Source organism: Neisseria sp. GT4A_CT1, from assembly GCF_000227275.1.
Taxonomy (GTDB): Bacteria; Pseudomonadota; Gammaproteobacteria; order Burkholderiales; family Neisseriaceae; genus Neisseria.
The window spans coordinates 59607-70784 of the sequence record NZ_JH164968.1; the positions used below are offsets into that span (position 1 = coordinate 59607).

Here is an 11178-nt window from a genome sequence, read left to right on the forward strand (position 1 = left end):
GGCACGGTATCGCCGGCGGGTAGCTGTCCGGCGGGCAACAGGGTGGTCAGTTCGCCGTATTCGGGGTGGGCGAAAGTCAGGCGCAGGCTGTCGGGCAAAGGGGTGAGGGACAGGATGCGGCAGGGTGTGCCTTGCGAGTCGGGACGGATGGCGTGTGTCGGGATGTGGCGCGCATCGTCGGTGTTGGGCAGCCCGAGCAGGCGGGCGGCTTGGGCGTCGGCGGGGCGGCGAAAAAGTTCGGCGGGCGTGCCGTATTGGAGGATGCGCCCTTCGTGCATGAGGGCGATATGGTCTGCCAGCGCGGCGGCTTCTTCGGGGGAATGGGTTACGAGGACGGCGGGGATGTTTTGACGGCGGATGCTCTCGTCGGTCAGGCGGTAGAGGGTGTGGCGCAGGTGGGTGTCGAGGCTGGAGAAGGCTTCGTCCAAGAGGAGTAGGGACGGTTTGATAATCAGGGCGCGGGCGAGGGCGAGGCGTTGCTGTTCGCCGCCGGAGAGGCTGCCGGGTTTGCGGCGGGCTTCGTTTTCCAAACCGATGTCGCGCAGCGCCTGCATGGTTTGTGCTTCGATTTCGGCTTTGGGCAGGCGGCGCATTTTGAGTCCGAAGCCGACGTTTTCTTGGGCGGTCAGGTGCGGGAACAGGGCGTAGTCTTGAAACATCAGCGAGACGTTGCGTTTTTCGGGCGAGACGGCGGTGATGTCCTGCCCGTCCAGCCAAACTTCGCCGCTGTCGGGTTTGACGATGCCTGCGATGATTTTGAGCAGGGTGGATTTGCCGCAGCCGGAGCGTCCGAGGACGGCAAGGGTTTCGCCTGCGGACACGGTCAGGCTGATGCGGTCGGCGACGGTTTTGCTGTCGAAGCGTTTGCAGATGTCGGTAAGTCGGAGCATGGGTTTCAGACGACCTTTTGGGGAATCGGGAAAGGAAAACGGCGGGGCGTTAATGGTTTTGTACTGTTTTATTTTTCGGCGTTCAGCGGCAAAGGCTGTCCAGCCAAAGGCTTAGCGGATGCTGCCTGTCGAGCGCGCCGTAGCGTTTGAGGGCTTCTAGGGTAACGAGCTGGGCATCGTGCATCATGGTTTGGGACAACATGGTTTCGACGAGTTGCGAAACGTTCATTAATTCAAACCCTGCGACTTCGCCGTCTTGGTTTTCGGGGCGGACGGATTCGGGCAGGACGATGTCGAAGATGTGCAGGATTTCGTTGTGGATGCCGCGCGATACGGGGCGCAGGCTGTGGATTCGGGCGGCGGCTCGGAGGTTGCCGAGGGCGGGCGGCATCAGTCCGGCTTCTTCTTCGCTTTCGCGGCAGACGGCTTCAAACGGGGTTTCGCCGCTGGCAATGCCGCCGCCGACGAGGTTGTCGAGTTTGTCGGGATCGACGGCTTTGTGCGGGCTGCGGCGGCCTATCCAAAAATGCCAGCCGCCGTCGGTTTGCACCAGTCCGTTGAGGTGGACGGCTTGGCTCATGAGTCCGAACGGGCGGAAGGCGGCGCGTTCCAACGCAAAGAGAACCTTGCCCGCGTCGTCGCACACGTCAAACTTTTCATCGCGCCAGCCGTGCAGCAGTCCGAGGCTTTTCCATTCGTGCGCCAAGTGCTGCAAACTGTCGCTCATCGCCAGCCAGTTGTCCGTTTGCAGGCAGAGGTCGTCTGAAATTTCAGAAAGCCCTTCCTGCCAGTCTTGTTTGATCCGTTCGCGCCAAAGCGGATTCAGACGACCCAAAGCCAGCCCGTTTAGATAGAGCGTGTTCCAGTCGTCCGACGCGCCGTAACTTGCCCGCGCCCAATCGTAGAGCGCGTCGTGGGTGCGGCGGTCGAGCGTTTCGGAAAAACAAGGGCGCGAAGACATGGCTGTTCCTCAATCCAATCAATACATAATCATAAAGCGGATTGTATCTGCTCCGCTTCAATTTGCAACCAACTCTATCCATAGCCGGACGGCACACGCTGCAAAGCCAAACCGCCCGAAAACCGCTATAATCGTCCCATTCTTTCGGAGGTCCAACACCATGAGCGAATTGAGCGAAATTCTCGCCTATAACCAAAATTTTGTCGAATCGGGCGAATACGAAAAATATTTCACTGACAAATATCCCGGCCGCGAATTGGCCATCCTGTCCTGCATGGACGCGCGCATCATCGAGCTGCTGCCCGACGCGCTCGGACTGAAAAACGGCGACGCCAAGCTCATTAAAAACGCCGGCGCGGTCGTTACCCATCCTTGGGGTTCCGTCATGCGCAGCCTTTTGGTCGCCGTGTTCGAACTCAAAGTCAAAGAAATCATGGTCATCGCCCACCACGACTGCGGCATGAAGGGGCTGAACGCCGCCGGTTTCCTTGAAAAAGTACACGAAAGCGACATCCCCGACGACCGCATCGAAACCCTGCGCAACGCCGGCATAGATCTCGACGACTGGCTGACCGGTTTCGACAACGTAGAAGACAGCGTCCGCCACACCGTCAAAGTCATCCGCAACCACCCGCTCATGCCCGCCGACATCGCCGTCCACGGACTCGTCATCCATCCGACCACCGGCAAGCTTACCCTCATCGTCGACGGCAGCCCCGAGGCAAAAAGCCTTTCAGACGACCCCGCCAACCCATAAACCCGACAGGTCGTCTGAAACCCAAACAGAGCGCACACCCCACACCCAAGGACACCCATGAAAAACATCGGACTTTTCGGCGGCACCTTCGACCCCATCCACAACGGCCACCTCCACATCGCCCGCGCCTTCGCCGACGAAATCGGACTCGACACCGTCGTCTTCCTGCCCGCAGGCGACCCCTACCACAAAGACCCGTCCCGCGCCCCCGCCCAAGACCGCCTCATCATGACCGAACTCGCCATCGCCGACGACCCCCGCTTCGCCTCCAGCGACTGCGACATCGTCCGCGACGGCGCAACGTACACCTTCGACACCGTCCAAATCTTCCGCCAGCAATTTCCCGCCACCCAACTTTGGTGGCTCATGGGCAGCGACAGCCTCATGAAACTGCACACTTGGAAAAAATGGCAGACCCTCGTGCGCCAAACCCACATCGCCGTCGCCATGCGCCAAGGCGACAACCTCAACCAAACCCCGCGCGAACTCCACGCCTGGCTGGGCGAAGCCCTCCAAAACGGCAGCGTCCGCATCCTCAACGCCCCCCTGCACAACACCTCCTCCACCCAAATCCGCCAAACCCTCCAAAGCGGCAGACTTTCAGACGACCTCCCGCCCCAAGTCGCCCGCTACATCCGCGAACACAAACTGTACCAAAGCGGAAAATAGCGTAAATTCATACAGATAAGTTATAATATCGTCCAAACCCCATTTCATTCCCACCATTAGGAAAACAATGAACGAACAAGAACTGCAAGACCTGCAAAAAATGGTCGAAACCGCCGTCGAAGCCCTCGAAGACATCAAAGCCAAAGACATCTCCGTCCTCCAAACCCAAGAAAAAACCTCACTGTTCGCCCGCATGATCATCGCCAGCGGCGACAGCACCCGCCAAGTCAAAGCCCTCGCCAACAACGTCGCCGTCAGCCTCAAAGAAGCCGGCTTCGAAATCCTCAGCACCGAAGGCGACAGCGGCGAATGGACGCTCGTTGACGCAGGCGACCTCATCGTCCACGTCATGCTGCCCGCCGTCCGCGACTTCTACGACATCGACACCCTCTGGGGCGGCGAAAAACCCAGCTTCCACGCCGGCGCGCAAAAACCCTGGCACGCCGCCGACTAAACCATCACCCCAAGCCGTCTGTGCATACAGACGGCTTTATTGCGCACGCCCTACCCCCTTTTTGCCCAAACCGAAGCTTTCAGACGACGGCGGATTCGCATTTGAAGTGCAACTTTCCATAACAGAAAAAGGCCAGTATGCGGTAGCATACGGCCTTTCCTGCAAGAAAGATTGCCATGAGCTACACACAACTGACCCAAGACGAACGATACCATATCTAATACCTGTCACGCCACTGCACCATCACCGAAATCGCCAAACAGCTTAACCGCCACAAAAGCACCATCAGCCGCGAAATCAAGCGGTACTGCATCCAAGGACAGCAATACAGCGCCGAAAAAGCACAGAAGCAAAGCCGGCTTACCAAACAGCGTAAGCGAAAACCTTATAAGCTCGATTCGCAGCTGATTCAACACATCGACACCCTTATCCGCCGCAAACTCAGTCCCGAACAAGTATACGCCTACCTGCGCAAGCACCACGGGATCACGCTCCATCACAGCACCGTTTACCGCTACCTCCGCCAAGACAAAAGCAACGGCGGTACGTTGTGGCAACACCTCAGGATATACAGCAAACCCTACCGCAAACGCTACGGCAGCACATGGACCAGAGGCAAAGTGCCCGACCGCGTCGGCATAGAAAACCGACCTGCTATCGTCGACCGGAAAACCCGCATCGGCGATTGGGAGGCCGACACCATCGTCGGCAAAAATCAGAAAAGCGCGTTATTGACCTTGGTCGAACGCACTACCCGCTACACCATCATCTGCAAATTGGATAGCCTCAAAGCCGAAGACACTGCCCTAGCAGCCGTTAGGGCATTAAAGGCACATAAAGCCAGGGTGCACACCATTACCATGGACAATGGCAAAGAATTCTACCAACACACCAAAATAGCCAAAGCGTTAGCAGCGAAAACCTATTTTTGCCGCCCCTACCATTCTTGGGAGAAAGGGCTGAATGAGAACACCAACGGACTCATCCGCCAATATTTCCCCAAACAAACCGATTTCCGAAACATCAGCAATCGGGAGATACGCAGGGTTCAAGATGAGTTGAACCACCGGCCAAGAAAAACACTTGGCTACGAAACGCCAAGTGTTTTATTCTTGAATCTGTTCCAACCGCTGGTACCCTAGTGTTGCACTTGAAATCCGAATCCAAGGTCGTCTGAAAACTTTGGTTTCCCAGTTTTCAGACGACCTTTTACCGTTCAAATCAGGCTTTATTCAACTGTAACCGATTTCGCCAGGTTGCGCGGTTTGTCCACGTCCGTACCGCGTGCGAGGGCGGCATGGTAGGACAAGAGCTGCACGGGGATGGTATGCACGATCGGCGAGAGGACGCCGACGTGGCGCGGGGCGCGGATGACGTGCACGCCGTCGGTGGCGTTGAAATTGCTGTCCAAGTCGGCGAAGACGAAGAGTTCGCCGCCGCGTGCGCCGACTTCCTGCATATTGGCTTTGACTTTGTCCAGCAAACCGTCGTTCGGCGCGATGACGACGACGGGCATGTTTTCGTCCACCAATGCCAGCGGGCCGTGTTTCAATTCGCCTGCGGGATAGGCTTCGGCGTGGATGTAGGTAATTTCTTTCAGCTTCAACGCGCCTTCGAGGGCAATCGGGAAGTGGATGCCACGGCCCAAGAAGAGTGCGCTAGTTTTCTTGGCGAATTTTTGCGCCCACGCGGCGATTTGCGGCTCAAGGTTGAGGGCGTGTTGGATGCTGCCGGGCAGTTGGCGCAGCTCTTCGACGTATTCGCGTGCTTTTTCGGCGGAGACCAAACCGCGCTGTTTGCCCAGCGTTACCGCCAAGCCAAACAATACAACCAGTTGCGTGGTGAACGCTTTGGTGGAGGCGACGCCGATTTCCGCGCCGGCGCGGGTGTACAGCACCAATTCGCTCTCGCGCGGCAGGGCTGATTCCATGACGTTGCAGATGGACAGGCTGTGTTTGTGTCCCAAAGACTGCGCGTATTTCAGGGCTTCCATGGTGTCCAAGGTTTCGCCGGATTGGGAAATGGTGATGACGAGCTGTTCGGGATCGGCAATCACGTCGCGGTAGCGGTATTCGCTGGCGATTTCCACATCGGTCGGCATTTTGGCGATGGATTCGAGCCAGTATTTGGCGGTCAACGCGGCGTAGTAGGATGTGCCGCAGGCGAGGATTTTGATGCTGCTGATGTCGTCGAACACTTCGCGTGCGTTCGCACCGAAGTTTTCGGGTTCGAAGCCGCCGTCAAGGAAGACTTCGGCGGTATCGGCGATGGCGCGCGGCTGTTCGTGGATTTCTTTTTGCATGAAGTGGCTGTAAGGGCCCAACTCCAGCGAAGCGAGCGACAACTCGGATACTTTGACTTTGCGTTGGGTGTCGGCACCGGTTTTGTCGATCAGTTTTTCAATACCGTTCGCGCTCAATACGGCAATGTCGCCGTCTTCCAAATAGGCGATGCGGCGGGTAAAGGCGATGACGGCGGATACGTCGGAGGCGATGAAGGTTTCTTGGTCGCCCAATGCCACCAAGAGCGGGCAGCCCATGCGTGCAACGACCATTTCTTCGGGTTTGTCCTGCGCCATCACGGCGATGGCGTATGCGCCGTGGAAACGGGCGGTGGCTGCGCGGACGGCTTCAAACAGTTTGCCGCCGTTTTGGGTGTATTCGTGATTGACGCTGTGGGCGATGACTTCGGTGTCGGTTTGCGATTCGAAGGTGTAACCCAAGGCTTTGAGGCGTTCGCGTTCGGCTTCGAAGTTTTCGATGATGCCGTTGTGGACGACGGCAATCATCCCGCCGGAGATGTGGGGGTGGGCGTTGGGTTCGGTTACGCCGCCGTGGGTCGCCCAGCGGGTATGGCCGATGCCGATGTGTCCGAACACGCCTTTTTCGCGCGCCGCGTCCTCCATCAGCTGCACGCGGCCGACACGGCGCACGCGTTTGATTTTGCCGTCTGTATTCACGGCGATACCCGACGAATCGTAGCCCCGATATTCAAGGCGTTTAAGACCGTCGGTCAGAAAATCGACTACATTGTGATTGGCGCGGATGGCGCCGACGATACCGCACATATAAGTTCCTTAGTATCTAAAGTTGAAAAAAGACAAGACGCCGGCTTCCGTACGCCTTGCCCGCACATTATATCAGAGCGTAATATATCATACTGAATTTTAAAGAAATTAACAGTAAATCCAACTGATTGATTGCTTTAAAAATAGTTTCAAATATTAGGCTTTCCGCCGTTTGAGTGCCATATGGCGGATTAGTTTTATCGAATAGGTTGATATGCTGTCTGTATAAATATAACATGAATCGGCTGGCTATTTCAGACGACCTTATACATTTCTTAACTGTCCAGCGTAAAAAGACGTACAAAAACCAAGCTGCCGCAATCGAATCATTTATAATTTCATGAAAATAAAAACAAGGATTTCACACCATGGCAAAAAAATTCCCCATCTTCCCCAAAGCGCCGGAGCGCATCTGCTGGGGTTGCGACAAATATTGTAAAGAAGACGATTTGCAATGCGGCAACGGCTGCGAGCGCATCCAGCACCCCATCGAATTGGACGGGCGCGAGTGGTATAAAAAAGGCGACTGGAGCAATTTGTTGAGCGAAGAGCAGCAAATCGAACTGGGCTTGAAAGAAGCGCCCAAACCCGCCAAGCCGCATATCAAACTGCCGTTGCGGAACAAAACGGCTTAATCCCGCCAAGCTTAAGGGGTCGTCTGAAAACCGAAGGGGCGCAGTCATGCGCCCTTATCTTTATTTCAACGATGCCCCAAGAAATTGACCCCACCCGCGCCAAACCGCCGCTGCCCATCTCCCTAGCAAACATACTTAACTTTAAATATGGTATGTCATCAAATTCCGTCATTCCCGCCCCCGCCTACGCGAGGGCAGGAATGACGGCAACAGAAACGGCAACGGTTCAAATCCCCTATCCCAATGTGGCTTCCCTTACCAAAGATCGTCTGAAAACACAAAATATGCTTTTCAGACGACCCCTCCCATCTCTCCCGAACCCGCCCCCGAAAAATGCTAAAATAACCAATTCATAAGCAAATCCACCTTTTCAGACGACCTCAATGCTCACCGATTTAGAAAAAAACGCCATCCGCGACCATTACCAAAATATCGGCAAAAACTTGCCCGGTTTCCGTCCGCGCGCTTCGCAGCGGGAAATGATTGCGGCGGTTGCCAACGCTTTTTCGCGGACGTTGACGCGCGAAGAAGGCGGCGAGCCGCCCAAGCGCGAGGGCGAGAGCATTGCCGTGATCGAAGGGCCGACCGGCGTGGGCAAATCGCTTGCCTACCTGCTGGCGGGCGGCATTATGGCGCAGACGCGCGGCAAGCGGCTGATTGTGAGCAGCGCGACGGTTGCCTTGCAGGAGCAGCTGGTGGACCGCGATCTGCCGTTTTTGGTTGAAAAAAGCGGTTTGGAACTGACCTTCGCGCTTGCCAAAGGGCGCGGCCGCTATCTCTGCCCCTACAAACTCTACCAACTCACGCAAAGCAACGCCCAGCAAAACCTGCTCGGTTTCGAAGCCCCCGCCGTGTTGTGGGACAGCAAACCCAAGCCCGAAGAATTGAAGCTGCTGCGCGACATCGCCGACGAATTTTCCGCCCGACGGTTCAACGGCGACCGCGACACTTGGCCGGAAAAAATCGACGACACCATCTGGATGAAGGTGAACAACGACAACTACGGCTGCCTCAAAGCCGCCTGCCCCAACCGTCCGGAATGCCCGTTTTACCTTGCCCGCGACACGCTGGAGACCGTCGATGTCGTCGTAACCAACCACGATTTGCTGATGGTCGACATCAGCATGGGCGGCGGCGTGATTTTGCCCGACCCTGAAAACAGCTTCTACTGCATCGACGAAGCGCACCACCTGCCCAAAAAAGCACTCAGCCAGTTTGCCGCCGAGCATTCGTGGAACCAAGCGGTGTGGGCGTTGGAAAAACTGCCGCAGGTTACCGGCAAAATTGCCGCACTCACCGACAAAGGCGAGTTGGCGAACCTTGCCGACGAAGCCGCCGCGGCGCTGCTCGAAAGCCTGCACGAATGGCAGTTCCACCTCGCCGAAGAGCCGTCTTTGGGCTTGGGGTCGTCTGAAAACGACAGACGGATCAACAGCGAACCGACTTGGCTGTGGGAGGACGGCAAAATCCCCGAAGGCCTCGAAACCACCGTTTCCAACACCGCTATCGCCGCCCGCAGCCTCTACAAACACATCAACAGCCTCAACGACGCATTGTCCACCGCCCGCCGCGACAAAGACCAAAACAGCGCGCAAATCGACCGCCTAAGCACCGAATTCGGCGTATTCCGCGCCCGCATCGAACAAATTACCGCCACATGGGATTTGCTCTCCACCGTCCCGCTCGAGGGCGAAGAACCGCTGGCGAAATGGATAACCCGCCGCGCCGACGACAAAAACGACTACATTTTCAACGCCAGCCCCATCAGCAGCGCATCCCACCTCGCCAACAGCCTGTGGCGGCGCGCGGCAGGCGCAGTGTTGACCTCCGCCACCCTGCAATCCTTGGGCAGCTTCAACCTGATCCTGCGCCAAACCGGACTGCAATGGCTGCCCGAAACCACCACCCTTGCCTTAGAAAGCCCATTTGATTTCGACGCGCAAGGCGAACTCTACATCCCGCCGGTGCATGCCAGTCCCAAAGACCCCGCCGCGCACACCGCCGCCATCGTCGAATGGCTACCCAAGCTCATTTCGCCCACCGAAGCCATCGGCACGCTCGTCCTGTTTTCCTCGCGCAAACAAATGCAGGATGTCGCCCTGCGCCTGCCCGAAGACTACCTGCCGCTCTTGCTCGTACAAGGCGAATTGCCCAAAGCCGTCCTCCTGCAAAAACACCACCAAGCCATAGAAGAAGACAAAGCCAGCATCATCTTCGGACTCGACAGCTTCGCCGAAGGACTCGACCTGCCCGGCACCGCCTGCGTGCAAGTCATCATCGCCAAACTCCCCTTCGCCATGCCCGACAACCCCATCGAAAAAACCCAAAACCGCTGGATAGAACAGCGCGGCGGTAACCCCTTCATCGAAATCACCGTCCCCGAAGCCGGCATCAAACTCATCCAAGCCGTCGGCCGCCTCATCCGCACCGAACAAGACTACGGCCGCGTGACCATCCTCGACAACCGCGTCAAAACGCAGCGGTACGGCCAACAATTACTAGCCAGCCTGCCGCCGTTTAAAAGGATAGGTTGAAACCTATAAAAAGGTCGTCTGAAACCTGATTTTCAGCTTCAGACGACCTCAACATAAACACAATCAACACATACCATGAAAAAACTCACTTTCATCGCCCTGCTTATCCCCCTGCTGGTTTCCTGCGGTTCGGCGTCTCCTAACATGCCCGACCGCGATTACGTCCAAACCCATCCCGCCCCCAAAGCATTCGATCCCAACCGCACCGAATACACCTGCGCGACTTGGACACCGCCGTCCCCACCTGATGCCGAATCCCATCTTTGGTATCGTGCCGCCACTCTGCTGGATGCTAAAGACTGGCGTATGAACAAACAGGAATTTCAGGACATGATTGTCTTGTACGAAGCCGCTGCATCGAGGGGGCATTATCAGGCAATCAACAACCTTTACCTGCTCTACACCCATGTGCAAGGTTCGACCGGCATTATGTACAACCCCTTGCAAAACCGCGCCCGCAAATGGCTGCACTACGGTCTGGACAAAAACTGGGCGATGGCAAACTATTGGCTGTTTGACGCGCTGTACGAAGGCAATGCAGGTTATCGCCGCAATCCGCAACTTGGTCTTGCCTATCTGCAAAAGGCGGTGGATTTGGGCGTGCCGCTGGCGCAGTATGAGCTGTCGTTGATTTATGAAGACCGGATAAAGGATTTAAAAACCCAAGAATTACTTCTTGATTGTGCTTCTAAACAAGGCTTCTCTGCAGCAATGAAGCAATTATCTTCGTTTAAAGCTATTGATGGTGATCTGAAAGAATCTTTGCAGTTAATGCATAATGCCGTGCGCCATGGTGGTGACGGAGGTGGGGGCGCTGCTGTACGCTTGATGATGGTTTTTGATCAAAAGAAGGGGGCTATGGCAGAATTTTCGGCTACTCCTGCTGATTCAATCCGTAAAGCGGCCTACGCCGAGCTGTATAAGGCACTTAAAGGCACAGGCACCAAAAGCGGCAACCCCTTCTACACCTTCCCGCGTCTAGACGAAGTCCTCCCCCTCGCCTCCCGCCAAAACCCAACTTGGTAAGGACATCTACTCCGCAATAGAGTAAAGAAGATGCAGCGTTCTACCAAAATCCGCCCGACACCGCCGCCCTTGCCGCCGATATCCTCAAACGCGGTATCGTCAAAAAAGAAGAAGTTTACTGGTCGCCGCGCCCTCCCGAGCCTCCCGAAGATGACGGGCTGTAATTGGAATCAAGACACAACATT

General features: G+C 56.3%; 10 protein-coding genes. 7 read left to right on the forward strand and 3 right to left on the reverse strand.

The features are described 5' to 3' along the window. Positions 1 to 890, reverse strand: an 890-nt coding sequence (locus HMPREF1028_RS08985; protein ID WP_009312472.1) for an ABC transporter ATP-binding protein, incomplete at its 3' end; no start/stop codon positions are given. An 82-nt stretch (positions 891 to 972) separates the two neighbouring features. Continuing rightward, positions 973 to 1851, reverse strand: a complete 879-nt coding sequence (locus HMPREF1028_RS08990) for a DUF4743 domain-containing protein (RefSeq protein ID WP_009312473.1) — start codon at positions 1849 to 1851, stop codon at positions 973 to 975. 160 nt (positions 1852 to 2011) lie between these two features. On the opposite strand from HMPREF1028_RS08990, the gene HMPREF1028_RS08995 reads away from it, so the two are divergent. The 4 genes from HMPREF1028_RS08995 to HMPREF1028_RS09010 all read left to right on the forward strand — a co-directional run bounded on the left by HMPREF1028_RS08995 (position 2012) and on the right by HMPREF1028_RS09010 (position 4873). Continuing rightward, a complete protein-coding gene (locus tag HMPREF1028_RS08995) occupies positions 2012 to 2608 on the forward strand; it encodes a carbonic anhydrase (protein WP_009312474.1) in 597 nt (198 codons plus the stop codon). 57 nt (positions 2609 to 2665) lie between these two features. Continuing rightward, the gene (nadD, locus tag HMPREF1028_RS09000; RefSeq protein WP_009312475.1) at positions 2666 to 3277 is read left to right on the forward strand and encodes a nicotinate-nucleotide adenylyltransferase; all 612 of its coding nucleotides are present in this window, start codon (positions 2666 to 2668) and stop codon (positions 3275 to 3277) included. Positions 3278 to 3344: 67 nt separating this feature from the next. Further along, complete coding sequence (gene rsfS / locus HMPREF1028_RS09005) at positions 3345 to 3731, forward strand: ribosome silencing factor (protein ID WP_009312476.1); 387 nt, start codon at positions 3345 to 3347, stop codon at positions 3729 to 3731. A 224-nt stretch (positions 3732 to 3955) separates the two neighbouring features. Continuing rightward, on the forward strand, positions 3956 to 4873 hold the full coding sequence (locus HMPREF1028_RS09010; protein ID WP_232203840.1) for an IS30 family transposase: 918 nt from the start codon (positions 3956 to 3958) through the stop codon (positions 4871 to 4873). Between the two features lie 86 nt (positions 4874 to 4959). On the opposite strand, the gene glmS is transcribed toward HMPREF1028_RS09010, so the two are convergent. Then, positions 4960 to 6798, reverse strand: coding sequence for a glutamine--fructose-6-phosphate transaminase (isomerizing) (gene glmS / locus HMPREF1028_RS09015; protein ID WP_009312480.1), 1839 nt, complete (start codon positions 6796 to 6798; stop codon positions 4960 to 4962). A gap of 368 nt (positions 6799 to 7166) precedes the next feature. On the opposite strand from glmS, the gene HMPREF1028_RS09020 reads away from it, so the two are divergent. The 3 genes from HMPREF1028_RS09020 (at position 7167) to HMPREF1028_RS09030 (ending at position 10993) form a co-directional block, all read left to right on the forward strand. Next, positions 7167 to 7433 (forward strand): DUF3079 domain-containing protein, encoded by a 267-nt coding sequence (locus HMPREF1028_RS09020; protein WP_003766405.1) that lies wholly within the window; start codon positions 7167 to 7169, stop codon positions 7431 to 7433. A 383-nt stretch (positions 7434 to 7816) separates the two neighbouring features. Beyond that, positions 7817 to 9967: an ATP-dependent DNA helicase DinG gene (dinG, locus tag HMPREF1028_RS09025; protein WP_009312483.1), complete on the forward strand. Its 2151-nt coding sequence runs from the start codon at positions 7817 to 7819 to the stop codon at positions 9965 to 9967. Between the two features lie 75 nt (positions 9968 to 10042). Then, positions 10043 to 10993 carry a sel1 repeat family protein gene (locus HMPREF1028_RS09030; RefSeq protein WP_009312485.1) on the forward strand — a complete coding sequence of 317 codons (951 nt, stop codon included), beginning with the start codon at positions 10043 to 10045 and terminating at the stop codon, positions 10991 to 10993. The last annotated feature ends 185 nt before the right edge of the window (positions 10994 to 11178 follow it).

Excerpts from the sequence above, each read along its gene's own strand:
- dinG (WP_009312483.1), top strand. The coding sequence starts at position 7,817 with ATGCTCACCGATTTAGAAAAAAACGCCATCCGCGACCATTACCAAAAT.
- glmS (WP_009312480.1), bottom strand. The coding sequence starts at position 6,798 with ATGTGCGGTATCGTCGGCGCCATCCGCGCCAATCACAATGTAGTCGAT.
- HMPREF1028_RS08990 (WP_009312473.1), bottom strand. The coding sequence starts at position 1,851 with ATGTCTTCGCGCCCTTGTTTTTCCGAAACGCTCGACCGCCGCACCCAC.
- nadD (WP_009312475.1), top strand. The coding sequence starts at position 2,666 with ATGAAAAACATCGGACTTTTCGGCGGCACCTTCGACCCCATCCACAAC.
- HMPREF1028_RS08995 (WP_009312474.1), top strand. The coding sequence starts at position 2,012 with ATGAGCGAATTGAGCGAAATTCTCGCCTATAACCAAAATTTTGTCGAA.
- HMPREF1028_RS09020 (WP_003766405.1), top strand. The coding sequence starts at position 7,167 with ATGGCAAAAAAATTCCCCATCTTCCCCAAAGCGCCGGAGCGCATCTGC.
- rsfS (WP_009312476.1), top strand. The coding sequence starts at position 3,345 with ATGAACGAACAAGAACTGCAAGACCTGCAAAAAATGGTCGAAACCGCC.
- HMPREF1028_RS09030 (WP_009312485.1), top strand. The coding sequence starts at position 10,043 with ATGAAAAAACTCACTTTCATCGCCCTGCTTATCCCCCTGCTGGTTTCC.